Origin of the sequence: Phascolarctobacterium sp., from assembly GCF_030531065.1 — a bacterium.
Taxonomy (GTDB): Bacteria; Bacillota; Negativicutes; order Acidaminococcales; family Acidaminococcaceae; genus Phascolarctobacterium_A.
In genome coordinates, this window is the sequence record NZ_JAUNOQ010000004.1 from 1 (window position 1) to 15,652 (window position 15,652).

Annotated in this window: 8 protein-coding genes and 1 pseudogene; 4 read left to right on the top strand and 5 right to left on the bottom strand. The window is 46.1% G+C overall.

Annotated features, from left to right (window positions below; genetic code table 11):
- Positions 1–158: 158 nt before the first annotated feature.
- Together Q4E64_RS03410 and Q4E64_RS03415 are read left to right on the top strand one after the other, a co-directional pair.
- A pseudogene (locus tag Q4E64_RS03410) lies at positions 159–2,162 on the top strand (type III restriction-modification system endonuclease); the annotation flags it as partial.
- A 23-nt stretch (positions 2,163–2,185) separates the two neighbouring features.
- Positions 2,186–6,463, top strand: a complete 4,278-nt coding sequence (locus Q4E64_RS03415; RefSeq protein ID WP_303166268.1) for an NACHT domain-containing NTPase — start codon at positions 2,186–2,188, stop codon at positions 6,461–6,463.
- Positions 6,464–6,669: 206 nt separating this feature from the next.
- Here Q4E64_RS03415 and Q4E64_RS03420 read toward each other — a convergent pair whose 3' ends face one another.
- Positions 6,670–7,965, bottom strand: a complete 1,296-nt coding sequence (locus Q4E64_RS03420; protein WP_303166269.1) for an ISL3 family transposase — start codon at positions 7,963–7,965, stop codon at positions 6,670–6,672.
- A gap of 379 nt (positions 7,966–8,344) precedes the next feature.
- Between Q4E64_RS03420 and Q4E64_RS11440 the strand changes: the two genes are divergently transcribed.
- Entirely contained in the window at positions 8,345–8,497 is a 153-nt protein-coding gene (locus Q4E64_RS11440) for an IS3 family transposase (protein ID WP_368501496.1), read from the top strand.
- 73 nt (positions 8,498–8,570) lie between these two features.
- Here the strand turns inward: Q4E64_RS11440 and Q4E64_RS03425 are convergent, their stop codons facing one another.
- The 3 genes from Q4E64_RS03425 to Q4E64_RS03435 form a co-directional block, all read right to left on the bottom strand.
- Positions 8,571–8,876 (bottom strand): hypothetical protein, encoded by a 306-nt coding sequence (locus Q4E64_RS03425; RefSeq protein ID WP_303166270.1) that lies wholly within the window; start codon positions 8,874–8,876, stop codon positions 8,571–8,573.
- 117 nt (positions 8,877–8,993) lie between these two features.
- The gene (locus tag Q4E64_RS03430; RefSeq protein WP_303166271.1) at positions 8,994–11,096 is read right to left on the bottom strand and encodes an RNA degradosome polyphosphate kinase; all 2,103 of its coding nucleotides are present in this window, start codon (positions 11,094–11,096) and stop codon (positions 8,994–8,996) included.
- Positions 11,096–12,646, bottom strand: coding sequence for an HD domain-containing protein (locus tag Q4E64_RS03435; RefSeq protein WP_303166272.1), 1,551 nt, complete (start codon positions 12,644–12,646; stop codon positions 11,096–11,098). Before Q4E64_RS03435 ends, Q4E64_RS03430 begins: the two co-directional genes overlap by 1 nt.
- 184 nt (positions 12,647–12,830) lie before the next feature.
- Here Q4E64_RS03435 and Q4E64_RS03440 point away from each other — a divergent pair, with 184 nt between their 5' ends.
- The gene (locus tag Q4E64_RS03440; protein ID WP_303166273.1) at positions 12,831–14,363 is read left to right on the top strand and encodes a Ppx/GppA phosphatase family protein; all 1,533 of its coding nucleotides are present in this window, start codon (positions 12,831–12,833) and stop codon (positions 14,361–14,363) included.
- 138 nt (positions 14,364–14,501) lie between these two features.
- Here Q4E64_RS03440 and Q4E64_RS03445 read toward each other — a convergent pair whose 3' ends face one another.
- Positions 14,502–15,629 carry a M20/M25/M40 family metallo-hydrolase gene (locus tag Q4E64_RS03445; RefSeq protein WP_303166274.1) on the bottom strand — a complete coding sequence of 376 codons (1,128 nt, stop codon included), beginning with the start codon at positions 15,627–15,629 and terminating at the stop codon, positions 14,502–14,504.
- Positions 15,630–15,652: the final 23 nt, after the last annotated feature.

Consider the following 15,652-nt stretch of genomic DNA (forward strand, 5'->3'; position numbering starts at 1 on the left):
TAAATTTATTATACAGTAATCTGGAAAACAGTGTCCATAAGTCGGGATTTTAAGTTAAATCCTGTGTCCTGTTTTTGGGGACGTACTTCTAAAACAGCGTGTTCAGATTAAAGTTTTTTATGTTAGGAGTGTCCATTTTCTTGGGTACAGTTTACATCTTCCAACGAAAGAAAAAAGACGAAGAAACAAAAACCTTCGTACTGAAAACAGGCGATTCCCTTGCTATTGTCAGCGACGCCTTTGAGGGCATAACAATTACTGCGATTTCTGCCAACACCGTCGAATTCTCTAATGGTGTGAGTAAGACCTCCGGCGAAGAAATGGATGTTGATGTGTATATGTCCTCCTACCAGGAGCAGATGCTCAAGCTGGCTCTAGAGCGGCATTTTGAAACCGAGCGGGAGAATTTCTGTAATCGCTTATTCAAAATCAAGACGCTGGCATTGTTCTTCATTGATGACATTTCTTCCTATCGTCCGGATAAAGAAGGGAAGACTCCTTATCTGCTTACCGCATTTGAGCGGCTTCTGAGAGAACGAATTGAACTCACCATTTCCACGCTTACAGAGCATGATATGGAGTATCGTGCTTATCTGGAAGCTTCACTTGCGGATATTTCCGCTTGCCATGCGGGCTATTTCTCACAGGATAATAGTGATTCTGATGAGGGAATTGCCAAAGAGGTAGATGCGATTCTCAACGGCAAAAAGCAATTGTTATCTTTCCTCAATGCAGATGGCACATACAACACCTTGCGGTTCCTATTCTCTAAGTGGACTCTTAAAGAGGGATGGGACAACCCTAATGTGTTTACGATCGCTAAATTACGTTCCAGCGGAAGCGAGAACAGCAAGCTACAGGAAGTTGGTAGAGGTCTGCGCCTGCCTGTAGACGAAAATGGCAACCGTATCTCCAATGAGGAGTTTCAGTTGAACTACATCGTTGATTTCACTGAAGCGGACTTTGCGCAGCACTTGGTAGATCAAATTAACGGCGAAATACCGCAGACATCTGTTATTACCGAGGAACGGTTGGCTCAAGTGGCTCAGAAGCTCGGAATGAGTGCCGATGATCTGTTTGATGAACTGTACGATAAGCGCTATATTGACCGGCACAACAACATCCGTCCGGAAACAAGAACACCGTTCTTTGAAGAATACCCTGCATTTGCGTCTGGCTTGTCCGAGGGCAAGGTCAAAGACAGAAACAAGATCAAACCTAAGCCAATCAAGATCCGCAAGGCGGTTTACAACGAAATGCGGGAATTCTGGGAGCGAATCAATCAGCGTTATATGCTGTTTTATGATGCCGATTTGGATACAGATATGGCAGAAGTCGCACTTTCTTTGCTTGAAAAGCCAGGCGTTTTCACGGACGTTGTAATGACAAGTAGCCGTGATATCGTTCATAGCGCTGGTACGCAAATGAGCACAACAACGGGTACGGGTGTGCAGTATACGATTATGCGTCCCATTCCATACGGCACATTTTTGACTCGTATTATGCGCGTAACCAGTATTCCAATTGAAGTCCTTCATAAGGCAATGGTTGCTTACAGTAAAAGGCATGGAATGGTTGATGCCAAGTACATCAACGATAGTTCTGTAAGCGCATTCTGTGCCGAGTTCCAGAATTGGAAAGTTACTGAGTTACAGGGGCGCTTCCGTTATGTCAAGAGTAATATACCACGCGGTGCTACTGCATTGACATATGCTGACGGTACCCCAAGAGAAGAGATTGCCCAAGGCCGTATCAGCACCAAAATTGTTCCCGGGACGCCCAGTGACAAATATCTGTATGATGTTTTTGCATACGACTCGCCGCTGGAAAAGGATAATATTACAGCAGACATCGAAGAAGTTGTTGTGTACGGAAAAATCCCACGTAGTAGCATTGCCATTCCAACGATTACCGGCAGTATGTATAGCCCTGACTTTATGTATGTGGTAAAGAAAGTCTCTGGTGAGAAAGAACTCAACATTGTAGTTGAAACAAAAGATGTTGAAGGCAAGGATATACTGAGAGGGACTGAAGCGGCCAAAATTAAATGTGCCCGTATATTCTTCGAGATTCTATCCAAAGAAGGATATATTGTCCATTTCCGAGATCAAATCAACAATAAACAGATGGCGCAAATCATTAATGAGGTTCTGCAAATGTAAAACTCAAAGATAGGGGCGATAGAATGAACTGGACAAAATTTCAAACATATGGTATGTCACCAGAAAAGGCATTTGAAGAGTTGTGCAATCAATTGTTTGCTAACTGGTGCAAAGAGGAATACAAGTCTGCTATCGCCTCCATTCGTACTGTAAACGGAGCTGGTGGTGACGGCGGCGTAGAATCTTATGCTGTTTTGAAAGATGGATCCATCATTGGCTTGCAGGCAAAGTGGTTTCCAACAAGCATGACCAGTGGCCAGATCGCTCAAATCAAAAAGTCTATCAAAACAGCAAGAAAGGTACGCCCGGAAATCAGTCGATATATCGTATGTGTCCCCAGAGATTTGGCATCTAAGACGGCTCAGAGCGAGAATTCTGAAGGTACTCGCTGGGACAACATGATTACAAGCGTGGTTGCGGATTATCCAGATTTAGCTGTGGAGTTATGGAGCGAGTCAAGACTTGTTACTGAACTGCAAAAACCATCCTCATTTGGTATTTTTAAGTTTTGGTTTGAGAATGCTGAAGTGTCAGATGAAAGTGTGCGGTATGCTTTCGAAAAGGCAAAAAGTAGCTGGCTGACCACAAAGTATGTTCCGGAACTGAATACTTATGGAAATATAGCGCAAACAGTCTCTCTGCTTTTGGGTGAAATCGACCAGCGAGAGAAGCAGGTGAAAGTTTTCCAAAAGGTTCATGAGTTGTGTGAGAAATGCCTCTCTGCGGCTGAAGCGTTTTTGGCTGTCTGTGGTGATCGTCCGGAACTTACAGAAATTCTCATTGAAACAGTAGATAGGTTGAGTGCAGTAGAAGGTGAGTGCTTAAAAATCACTTCCTGGTACAGCGACGAAACGCCTTGCGATGACGATATTGATATTTCCACATTCAGCGTGGACTTCGCTTCAATTGCAGGTAGCATTAATAAAAGCAGGGACTCCACGCTTCACCACTTCCATGCCTCTGATGTTACAAAGGTCTTACGGAAACTGGGCGAGTTTGATTTCTATGCATTGATCAAGGACTTTGAGCGGAGCCATCATAAGAAAAGCCTGCTGTTTTTGGGTACACCTGGAACGGGTAAAACGCACGGAATTAGTGCGCTGTCAGAGAAACTCCTATCTGATGGGTTGCATATTCCTCTCTTAATTCAAGCCAGATATATCCCGACATCTTCAACTTGGAAGAATATCATATGCGATTATTTAGGCCTCTCTTCAAATTGGAATGAAGATGAAATCTGGCAGGCACTAATCTCCTTAGCTGATCGGCACCGTTTCCAAAAACAGCAACTTTCCTCTGAAACAAAGATCTCTCCTAAAGTGATTATATTTATTGATGGCCTTGACGAATCCTCTACACACGAAAAATGGGTTGAAAGGATTCAGGAAACAAATGCCATTACAGCCAGATACCCACAAATCAGGTTTTGCTTCACTGCACGGCCAACCGCTTTTAAAGGGCGGATCGACTATGCAAAAGTAGAACGATTGAGTAATGTGGGAGATGTTCCCACGCACATGCTGTTTGACAGCTATATGCATGCTTATAATATCAAAACGCAAAATAACGGATGGCTTAAATCCTCCCTGACAACTCCGCTGGCATTAAAGTTATTCTGTGAGCTTAATCAAAACCAATCGGTCAACCTTTCGAGCCGCACGGAAGTTTCTATGACAGCTCTGTGGTGCAAAAAAATTAAAAAGATTGAAAGCGAATATTGTGAAAAGGTTGGCCGCCCTGAAAAAAGTCAATATGTTTTAAGAGCAGTCGTTTTTCTGTCGAAGCAGTTCATTGGCACTGAACGGTTAGAGCATTCTTCTCTAGTGAATGATCTTGCAGTCGAACTTAAAATAACCACAGAGTGTTCAGAAAGTTTGGTTAACTATCTCGAAGAATATGGCATTTTAAGTTGCTACTGCAAGCACGGAACAGGCTTGGCTCCAGATACATATTTTTATTATCCGGGTATACAAGGATACTTCGATTATGCTTCTGCGTTGCACATTGCCTCCCTATATAAGCATCCGAAGGATATCGATTTCAACGATTGTAAAGCAATCCAAACGAATACGCTGAACAGCTTGACAATAATCTCAATCCAAAACTATGGGTATCTATTGACAAAAAATCCAACGATTGATGTTGTAATGAATGATTGGTCTAGACAAGAACTATATTTTTTAGCTCTTCTACATGCCGACTATGACACTGCCGCGCAATTTAAAGGGCTAACTGTAGAGATTATGTCAGAGTGTGCTGATAGTCTAATTACAATTGCAAATCAACTCGTTTTGCCCTTGTCGCAAGATTGTGATCATCCATTGGGTGTTATACTTCTTGATGAGTTCTTAAATGGATTTGAGAAACCAGCACAGAGGGATATCCTTTGGTCGGTTCCCGGTTATCTTAGAAACTCTGCGGGCAAACGTTGGTATCAAAGTAAAACCTTCGAACTTGAAGGTGTAAACTACTTATTAGATGCCGAAGATAAACACAACGGCTGTCCAACCATTTATGCATGGGCGTTATCTTCGGTTAATAACTCGCTCCGAAAATTATACCGTAATCGGCTAATGGAATGGGCTCGCTTGGTACCAGAAGAATTCTACAAACTATTTCTAAAATTTTCTTATGTCAATGATCCTCAGATCAAAAGTGACCTGTTTTCTATTTTGATGTGTCTGATGTATGACGGTGCTAATCAGGAGCTCATAAAGACAGTAAGTAATTGGATTCTCGAAAATATTTTGCATCCTGAAAGAATCGATGACAACAGAGATATATCAGTCCGGTACTATTCTATTGCTATTATAAAGAAAGCTGTAATGCTTGGCATTTTAGATGAAAAATCAATTGCGACGTATATGCCTCCATACTCCGTTACTGGCAATCGCATTGCGTTGAACAAGGATGCTCTTAGTGGAACACGCATGAATGGGTATAGTGCAATCGACTATGATTTGTCGCGCTATGTACTGGTAGATCACATTGAGTATTACTTCAACAATTATTCGCAGAAAAGTGCAAAGCAATTTGAAAAGCTCGTTGATGCTATTAGCGTTGAGCAAACAGATTATACTGGAATGACAGTCGAAAATTTTATTATCTCTGCAGCGTATGCGTATATCCTTGAGATGGGATGGAATGAACAAGAGTTTCACTACTTCAATAAAGACAAGTCTGGAGAAAGAATCATTGATGGAGTAGATTACTCTATCCAAGGAACGCATTATCCAGCTACGCATGGAAGTCAAAGTTCAGTCATGACAGTGTGCGAAAAATATGTTTGGCAAGCTCGAAATGCAATCAGCGGGTTCCTCTGTGACCGACTATTATTTGGTGATGAAAATGTTCCAGTTACTGACTATGGCTTACTCGATGATTTTGTTATTCCAGCTCAAGAAACACGAATCATAAATCCAGATACCATTCCGGACGATAGACCATGGCATATTCCTGAACCAGAAAATGTTATTTTAGAAGGTGCTCCTTCCAGTGCAAAAGATGTGATAACAAATGTGTCAGAGGCACCCATTCTTGATTGGGAAAAATGGATTTTCTTCAAAAATATTGATGACGCATACAAAGTAGATTCAGAAGATCTTGTTGCATTGCATATGTATTCTTGTTTTTACGGAAGTGCAGGAGTGAAAACCTGTCTGCTCATGAATAGCATCTTAGTTGATCAAAGCGATGTTCCGGCATTCATAGAAGCCATTGCAGAAAAAAGCCAGGATGATGACCACGTAACAAATCCCACTAATTGGTATGGCAGCATTCATTCTTCTTGTTATATTACGCCGAAAGAAGTTTGCTGGTTTCCTTGGAAAACACGCTATGATGCCTATAACACAGAAGAATTTCCGCAATTCGAACTGAAATCAGCTGTAGATGAATGTTGCTGCAATTCTCCTGAATATGGAGATGTTTACTTTTACCTTCCGTCAGCACCAGTTAGGGATATTCTAAACATTGTTGATTCAGATGGATATTTATTTTTTGATAACTTGAGAAGGGTAATTGCAGAACACAATATTGCTGGAGAAAAATGGAGAACATACCAGAACTATATAATCGTGGATAGAGCCGTCCTCTTCGAAAGACTGCAACGCGCTGAGAAAAATCTGATTTGGATAATGCGAGAGCACCGTATTAGAACGGGAATTTCACAAGAGAAATTCGGAAAGTTTTGCGCAGATCGAGTCAAAAGCTACATCGGATATTTTGATAGAAATAAGTTCACAGTGAAAGAGATGCATTCGAAGATTTGGAGTTCTGAATCCAAAGAGAAATCCCTGTGATGAACTGCTTCCCGCTAGGATGTTACTACGAATAAAACAATTTTTGGGCCTTTGCCAAAAGCTGTGGTCGGCGCTCTAACGTTTGTGTGGTAGGCGCTTTTGCAATACTGTGGTTTTGCTTTGTCAGTTGTGTGGTTGCGCTTTTGCAAAGTCTGTGGTCTATGCCAAAATCATCATTCGAGGAATTTGGCATAGACCATTTTTATTTATAAACTAAAAGTATCGTTTGGGTTTAGGCAGTACAGCAATCTGTTCCTTGTTCTCTTAAAATTTTTAAGGCCGTTAGCGTTAAAAATAATCTTTTCTATCAACCTGTTCTTAGATTCCATAAAGCTATTATTTATTCGTCGCCCATTGATCACGGTAAAGGAATTTATAATCTCATCATGCCAATTTTTTAGTAAACTGTAAAATTCATCGAATTCCTCAATGCCGCTGTTTTCAAACATGGTTATAGCTTTATCAAGAGTTTGAGGAATAGTTTCCAAAGTTTCTTTAGTATTGAGATTTATATAATATTCTTTTAATTCATAAGCTGCTTTTAGGTCAGGAAAGTTTTCGAAAAGAATATCCCGAATATTTCTGTAATTTACATAGCGTCCAAGCTTCTTGTTATACCTGGGTTTATTGTCAAGATATTTATTGTGTTCAAACACATACTTGAATGTAGTCAACAGGTATTTATATGTTTCGCTTTCCGTGCTTCGGAGGCATCTCAGCCTGACTTTGCGGAAATCATCAGTTAAGTGTTTCAATACATGAAAACTATCGGCACATACTTTAGCTTTAGGGAAAAATATATTGGCTACATCTCTGTAAATATCATACATATCGATCGATACGTATTCTACATTATCTAATTCAGAAATATTTTTATCTCTATCCATAGTTTTAATTTTAATTTCACTTAAATATTTAACTAGATAGGATTTCTTTCTGGACGGCAGTATATCTATCATTTCGCCGGTTAAAAAATCAAGGAAGAGACAGCAATATTTAGAACACTGGTCAGAGTTTGGTAGGTAATGTTCGTCAATGGAAAGAACCTTGGGAAGAGTTTTTCTTTGAATATCTACATGCTTGTCAAACAAACGTAGGACCGTAGAGATAGATAAATTATAGCGCTTCGCAACTGAAGTATAGGTAGCTTCGCAATATTTCAGTTCTGTGAGGACGTTGAATTTTGTTTCAAAAGTCAACCGTTCGCTGGTATCAATAAAAGGGTTAGGCTCACAGAAAGATATTTCGCAATGTGGGCAGCGATATCTGCGTTGCTGGTAGTAGATTACACATGAACGGTTCGCAAGAGTAGAATGTGTGAGTTTTCTGGAATAATAACCATGAACTTTTGTAGGAGATTTACAAGTAGGACACAGCATTAAAGTAGAGGTTAGTTTTACTTTGAGAATAATGGAGCCATCTTGTTGCACAGCAGAAGAAACACTTAATAAATCATTTGGCTTTACATTGAGAATTGTTGTGATAAAATCTTCGTAAGACATTTTGTCTTAGCCTCCTTTTAAGTAGATAGTTATTTTGGGAACAATAACATTCTAAAGTATAGGAGGCTTTATTTATTTCGTAAATATTACATAAGTGCTAAACCACAGTAACTGACAAAGCGGAACCACACCACAGAAAATGGCAAAGTACCCAATTTTTAACAATCATGACCGCCCGTCAATCTGGCAGTTTGACACCAAGCTATAAATCCTTAATACTAGCCAGCACCTCAAGACGCTGGCTTTTACTTTGTTCAAGCCAGACTGCGTTTTCCACTTTTACTGCCCCTGTCAGGGATGTTGGCAATCGACAAGTAAATGCATTAAAGCACAATATGAAAACAATAATAGATACAATAAAGGTCAAATGCCATGAAGAGTGACGTTCGCAAATCGAGAAATTATAAAATACTATAACGAAAAACAAATTAAGGAGAAACTAGGATGGCGCAGTCCTGTACAATACAAGCTTCACCTTTTAGCTGCAAAAAATATACGCAGTAACCTATTTATTGATTGCTGCGTATATTAAAATCTAACTTGTGCAGTTACAGCACTGCTGATAGCCGTTTTACTTTTTACTTTTTGTGTTTTATGTTTTACTTTTACAGCTTTTCCGCCATTCCCGGAGGCATACTCCATTCAACGCGCACGCCGGTTTTGCCCCACAGCCGCGTCAGGCTGGTTTTAAAGCTTTCCATGCTTTCCAAGGGCTGCAAGGTTTTGGTTACGAAATCGCGGATGGTTTCTCCCTGCGGCAAGTCCAGGGTCAGCGGCGAGGCCAAAAATTTTTCCACCGCAGCCTTTGCTTCCGCTACCGGCAGGGTAACGGCCGCAGCCTTCGTCTCGTCGTTATATTCCACATAACCGTAATGACAGTTATAATTTAAAGTCACGCTAAATGTACTCATACTACAATCCCCCTCTGCTGCTACCTATTATAGCAATTTGCAGAAGCAATAGCAATACGCTGGTTTAATCGGGTAATTAACGCGCCTGCTCGCGCCGACGCCGCTCCCGGGGCAGCCTTAACGTCTGCTGTACACAGGCTGCAGGCGTTGCTCCATAGGCAGCTTATCCGCAGTCACCGCCAGCTGCGCCATCTCGTACAAAGCGCTTTGGGCGCTGACCGGCTCCAGCTTATTATGCACTCTGCGGTACGCGCCGTTGGACTGCATCATATGCGCGCCCACGTTATCGCGCATATACAAATCCAAAAGCGCTTTTATGCGGCGGATATGCTCCTCCGTTTCTACGGGGAAGAACAGCTCCACGCGGTCGTTCAGATTGCGGGGCATCCAGTCGGCGCTGGACAAATACAGCTGCTCCTCGCCGCCGTTGGCGAACCAGAAGATGCGGCTGTGCTCCAGCTGGCGTCCTACGATGCTGCGCACGGTAATATTATCGCTGATGCCCTCGATACCGGTGCGCAGGCCGCAAATGCCGCGCACAATAAGGTCGATATGCACCCCGGCCGCCGAGGCCTCGTACAGCTTTTGAATTACCGGCTGGTCGATCAGCGAGTTCATCTTGGCGATAATATGCCCCTCCTTGCCCTGCCGCACCATTTCTATTTCATTATCGATCAACGCATAGATTTTTTCCCGCAGGCCCAAAGGCGCCATCACCAGCTTGTTCCACACGGGCGGCTCGCTGTAACCGCTGAGCAGATTGAAAAAGGCGGAAGCGTCGCTGCCAAATTCGTCGTTAGCCGTCATCAGGCCCAAATCCGTATATAATTTAGCGGTGCTGTCGTTATAATTGCCCGTGCCCAGATGCAGGTAACGCTTGATGCCGTTATCCTCCTTGCGCACGATTAAAATAATTTTGGCGTGGGTCTTGAGCCCTACCAGGCCGTAAATAACGTGACAGCCGGCCTTTTCCAAACGGCGGGCCCATAAAATATTATTTTCCTCGTCAAAGCGGGCCTTCAGCTCCACCAAAACCGTAACCTGCTTGCCGTTTTCGGCGGCGCGGGCCAAAGCCGCTACGATGGGGCTGTTGCCGCTGACGCGGTACAAAGTCTGCTTAATCGCCAGCACCTGAGGATCGTCCGCCGCGTCGCTCACCAGCTTAACCACGGGATCGAAGCTTTCGTAGGGGTGGTGCAGCAGGATATCGTTCTGGCGGATGGCGGCGAACAAATCGCTGTCGTCCGGCAAATCCAAAGGACGTTGGGGCACAAAGGGCTCGTACAGCCAGGGCCACATGCCCGGCAACCCGGTGAATTTAAAGAAGCAGGTGGCGTCCAGCGGGCCGTTGTTTTCGTACAGCTCCAAATCCGTCACGTCCAGATTTTCTTCCAGGAATTTTTTGATGCGGTTGTTATTGGTTTTGTACAGCTCCAGACGGACTGCCGCGCCGCGCTTACGCTTGCGCAGCGAAGCTTCAACCTCCTTCAGCAGGTCGACGCTGTCCTCTTCCTCCAAATCCAAATCGCTGTCGCGAGTTACGCGGAAGGGCACCACGTCCAGAATCTGGCAGCCGTTAAAAAGGTCCTGGCAATGGCTGGCGATGATGTCCTCTAAAAATACGAAGGTGCGCTTTTGCTCCGGCACAACCTCGATAATGCGATCCAGCACCGAAGGCACCTGTACCAGACCCATGCTGTGCTCGCCGTCGCCCTTGACTAGTTCCACTGCTAAATTCTGCGTTTTATTTGCCAAAAACGGGAACGGGCGCGAAGCGTCCACAGCCATGGGCGTCAATACCGGATAAACAATCTCCCGGTAATATTCCTCCAGCCAGTCCTTGCCCAAATCGCTCAATTCCTCCACGCGGCGGAAACGCAGGCCTACGGCGGCCATTTCCGCCAGCAGCGCCATCAGATATTTATTTCTGGTGCGCGCCTGCTCGTGCGCCGCTTCGGAAATCGCTTCCAGCTGCTCCTTGACGGACATACCGGCAGCGTCTCTTTTATCGATGCCGTTGTCGTAGCTGTTCCACAGTCCGGCCACGCGCACCATAAAGAACTCGTCCAGATTGGAAGCGGAAATGGCGATAAATTTTAAGCGCTCCAGCAGCGGCGACTCCTTGACCATCGCTTCCTTCAACACGCGCAGATTAAATTTGAGCCAGCTCAGCTCGCGGTTATAAAAATATTCAGGCTTAGTGAGATCCAAATTTTTCATTACTTATCCACCCGTTCTATCATCGGTTCGATACCGTATACTTCTTCAAAAAAGGCCGCCTTATCCTCAAAGGTCCAGATTTCCAGCGCCAAATCGGTTCTGCTGACGGCCTGCACCTTCAGCTTATTATCCTTCAGCGTCACCGTACAGCTGCGAATCTTTTGCAGATAGCTGCGGTCCAGCGCGTCGGCCAGGCGCACGATAGCCGCCAGCTTCGCCACCACGGCCACCATTTCCTTGGGTACTTCCGGCCGCGGGCGGTTGCTCTGCTCAAAGAGCTTATTAGCGTGATAATACGCCGCCAAAGCGATAATCTGCTTGTCCTTATCGCTGAAGCCCAGAATATCCGTGGAGCAAATCAGCTGATAGGTATATTGGGAATGACTGCGCATGCAGATATACTTGCCGATATCGTGCAGGATGCAGGTGCCGCGCAGCAGCAGGCGTTCATGCTCGCCCATGCCGCGCTCCTTCGCTACCTTTTCAAAAATCAACAGCGCCAAACGCTCCACCTGCTGCGCATGATGCTTGTCGTATAAATAACGACGGCCGATGCAGTGGAACAGGCTAATCAGCTCCTGCTCCCACGCCTTGCGCAGCGCAGGGCTGGTCTTGCCGCCGATATGCAGCAGCCGCATGCCGTCGATAAAGCTGTCGCCGGTAATAATAATTTCCTTCGCCGGAATTAAATGCAGCAGCTGTTCGTACAGCAGCACCGTAGGCAGCGCCAGCTCCGCCATGCTTTCCGGAATTTTGTAAGCCGAAATCAGCTTGGGCAGATTCATCTGCCGCATCTTATCGAAGAAAGCGTGGAACTGCTCCGCCTTAATGCGATGTACCAGCTTGCCCTCGTCCAGCCCCAGAATCCGCAGCAGCAGCTCGGTTTCCGTACCCGAAAGCACCAGATATTCCACGCTGCTTTGCTGCAGCTCCTGCCGCACCGGGCCGATAGTGCTGCTCAAAAATTCCGTCAGCGCCTTATTAAAGTGCATGCTTTCGCGGCGGTTGCGGGCAAAGCTTTCCTTAATGCGGATAATGCCCACATGGAAATTTTCCTGATAGCGGATCTGCTCGTCCTGCACCAAGGTAACGCCCAAGCCGCCGGAGGAAATATCCATCATCAGCATACCGTCCCGCTCGCTGCTGATTTTTTCCTCTCGCAGCGTATTGCGGATCGCCACAAATTTAGTATAAATTTCCTGCGGCATATCCACCACGTCGACCATCAAACCGGTTCTGGTATAAATCTGGTCCAGCAAAAACACCTGGTTGCTGGCTTCGCGCACAGCGGTAGTGGCCTGCAGCTTATATTCCTCGACGCTGTATTCCTCCATCAGCCGCTTAAAGCCCTGCAAAACGTCGCAGATCTCGGACACCAGCTTAAAAGGAATAATTTTATTTTTAAATGTCGCTTCACCTAAGCGGATACGCCTGTTGACGCTCTCAATAATTTTGTAGCGATCAATGTTGCGGTATTCCACAATCTGCATACTTATCTTTTCCGAGCCCAGATGAATAGCGGCAAAAGTAGTATGGGTCTTACGCTTCATAAACTTTGCCTCCCAAATACGTATATAATAATATATTCTTTTTAAGTACAGAAAAATCCTGCGTCCATACAGGAATTTAACATTTTTACACTAAATTTACAAAACAGCGCAGGATTTTTGCCGCCCGTGGGTAATATACTAGATAGTAGATAACGAGCGTTAATTACTAAGGAGAGAGAGAAGAATGCAGAGAATTGCGATCATCGATATCGGCTCTAACTCGGCGCGTCTGGTTATCAGCCATATCTACAAAAACGGCGCTTACAATATGGTCTATAATCAAAAGGAAGCGCTGCGTCTGAGCCAAAAGGTGGACGCCGACAATATGCTGACGGAAGAAGCCTTCAGCTCCACCATCGAAACCCTCAAAAGCTTCGCCCATATGTGCAATATCTATCAGGTGGATAAAACCATCGGCGTAGCCACCGCCGCCATCCGCAACGCCGCCAACGGCGGCCAGCTGGTGGAGCGCGTCGCCGCCGAAACCGGCATTCAGCTGCACATCATCAGCGGCAGTACCGAAGCCTATATCAGCTATCTTGGCGTTATCAACACCCTGGACGTCAAAAACGGCATCATCTTCGATCTGGGCGGCGGCAGCACGGAGCTGATACTTTTCAAGAACCGCCAGATTTTGGAAAGCGTTTCCCTGCCCATGGGCGCGGTCAATACCACGGGTATGTTCAATATCCGCAACGAAATGCCGCCCAATGTGTACAGCGACGTGAACGTTTTCATTATGAGCCGCCTGTCCCAATACCCCTGGCTCAAGCAGAACGGCCTGCCCTTGATCGGCGTCGGCGGCACCGCGCGTACCGTGGCCAAAATTATTCAGCGCGCGAAAAAATATCCGGCTACTAAAATCCACAATTACGCCTACTCCGTACAGACCTACCGCAATTTTTTCAATAAGCTGCGCAATACCAATCTGGAACAGCGCAAAAAAATATCCGGCCTCAGCGCCGAACGCAGCGATATTATTTTAGCTGGCAGCAGTATCATCAGCTGCCTTTTGGAAGCCACCGGCGCCAAAAAGCTCATCACCAGCGGCTGCGGCCTGCGCGAAGGATTGTTTTACGATTATTATTCCCAATCCAACAACGTCCCCCTGATTGCCAAAAATATTTTGGAGCGCAGCCGGGAAAACGTACTCAAGCTTTACGAAACGGATACGGCTCATGCGCGTCATATTACCCAGCTGGCGCTGGCCATGTTCGACGGCTGGCACGAGCTGCACAAGGTGCGCAAGGGCTATCGCCGTCTGCTGGAAACGGCGGCGCTGCTGCACGATATTGGCATCATGATTAACTTTTACAGCCATGCGCGCCACAGCGCTTATATGATTCAAAACGCCAAGCTTTTCGGCCTGACCCACAAGGAGCAAATCATTACCTCGGCCATCGCCGGTTGGCATAACGGCGTATCGAAAAATTATTTCAAGGACCGCTTCTACAAGGAAATGCTGACGGACAGCAACTGGCGGCTTATCAATAAGCTGGCGCTGCTGCTGGCCCTGGCTGAAAGTCTGGATTATTCGGAAACAAAAATGATTCACGCCATCGAGCCCGCTATCAGCAAAAAATGCGCGCTGCTGCGCATTCACGCCGATGTCGTCCCCGGCATCGAACTGCATCAGGTAGCGACGCATTTAGCGTGGTTCAAAAAAATCTTCGGCGTCGAGCTCAAGCTGGAGCTGGTTAAGGACGAAGAAGAATAAAAGCGTTGCCCACTGTTTCCCCTACCGCAGCATTACCGGAAAGAGCGTCAGCTTTCAAAGCATACAAAAACGCTTCGACATTATTTTTGCAAATTCTGCCGAAGCGTTAATTTTTTTATGCGCTTATGTTTTTTCTTTTTATTTCTCCGCCGCAGCCCGCAGGATGCCGTACACCATCAAAGCGCTGTTGTACAAATCTTCTTCCTTAATATATTCGCCTACCGTATGCACATTGCTCATGCCCGTGCCCAAAATTACGCAGGGCACGCCGTAAGCGTTGATAAAGTTAGCGTCGCTGCCGCCGCCCGTCAAATCTACTACCGGCGTAAAGCCGTGAGCCTCGCAGGCCTTTTGCGCCAGCTCCACCGCCAGGCTGTCCTCAGCCACCAAAAAGGAGCTGTATTTGTGGTCCACCTGCGCTTCCGCCTTAGCGCCGTATTTTTCTGCGCTGCTGACGATAGTGTTGACAATCTCGTCGCGGATAGCCAGCAGCTTATCGTTATTGCGGCTGCGGGCGTCGCCTTCTATCGTCACAAGGTCGGGCACTACGTTGGTCGCTACGCCGCCGCCAATAATGCCGATATTAGCGGTAGTTTCCTCGTCGATTCTGCCGTAACGCTTAACGTCAGCCAGCGCCTTAGCCGCTACCATAACGGCGTTGACGCCCTTTTCCGGCTCCAAGCCGCCATGGGCAGTCTTGCCGTGAATAGCAATTTTATATTTATACTGACCCGGCGCGCCGATAACAATTTCTCCGGGAGCGCCTTCGCCGTCCAAGGCATAGCCTACATCGGCGCGCAGCCTGCTCTTATCCATGCAGCGGGAGCCGTTGACGCCGCCCTCTTCGGCGATGGTGAATAGCACCTGAATATCGCCGCGCTCTGCTCCGGACTCCTGCAGCAGACGCAGGCCTTCCAGTATGCCCTCCACGCCGGATTTATCGTCGCCGCCTAAAATAGTCGTGCCGTCGCTGTACAACATGCCGTCCTTCTGCACTACGGTCGTGCCGCCGCAGGGCTCCACGCCGTCCATATGCGCGGACAGCAACACTCTTACGGCTCCGGGTTTATTGCCGGGCAGAAAGCCCCACAAATTGCCGCAGTTACCGCCAAGCTTTTCGCCTGCGTCGTCCTCCTCCACAGTAAAGCCCAAGCCCTCCAGCTTAGCCTTGAGATAATCGAACACCGGGCGCTCCTGCAAGCTATGGCAGGGAATAGCCACGATCTCTTTAAATTCAGCCAGCATGCGTTCTTTATTTACTTGCATTGTACTCAATCCTCCTCATATAG

Bases quoted from the DNA above. Each gene is read 5' to 3' on its own strand.
- Q4E64_RS03415 (WP_303166268.1), top strand. From the start codon at position 2,186: ATGAACTGGACAAAATTTCAAACATATGGTATGTCACCAGAAAAGGCA.
- Q4E64_RS03420 (WP_303166269.1), bottom strand. From the start codon at position 7,965: ATGTCTTACGAAGATTTTATCACAACAATTCTCAATGTAAAGCCAAAT.
- Q4E64_RS03425 (WP_303166270.1), bottom strand. From the start codon at position 8,876: ATGAGTACATTTAGCGTGACTTTAAATTATAACTGTCATTACGGTTAT.
- Q4E64_RS03430 (WP_303166271.1), bottom strand. From the start codon at position 11,096: ATGAAAAATTTGGATCTCACTAAGCCTGAATATTTTTATAACCGCGAG.
- Q4E64_RS03435 (WP_303166272.1), bottom strand. From the start codon at position 12,646: ATGAAGCGTAAGACCCATACTACTTTTGCCGCTATTCATCTGGGCTCG.
- Q4E64_RS03440 (WP_303166273.1), top strand. From the start codon at position 12,831: ATGCAGAGAATTGCGATCATCGATATCGGCTCTAACTCGGCGCGTCTG.
- Q4E64_RS03445 (WP_303166274.1), bottom strand. From the start codon at position 15,629: ATGCAAGTAAATAAAGAACGCATGCTGGCTGAATTTAAAGAGATCGTG.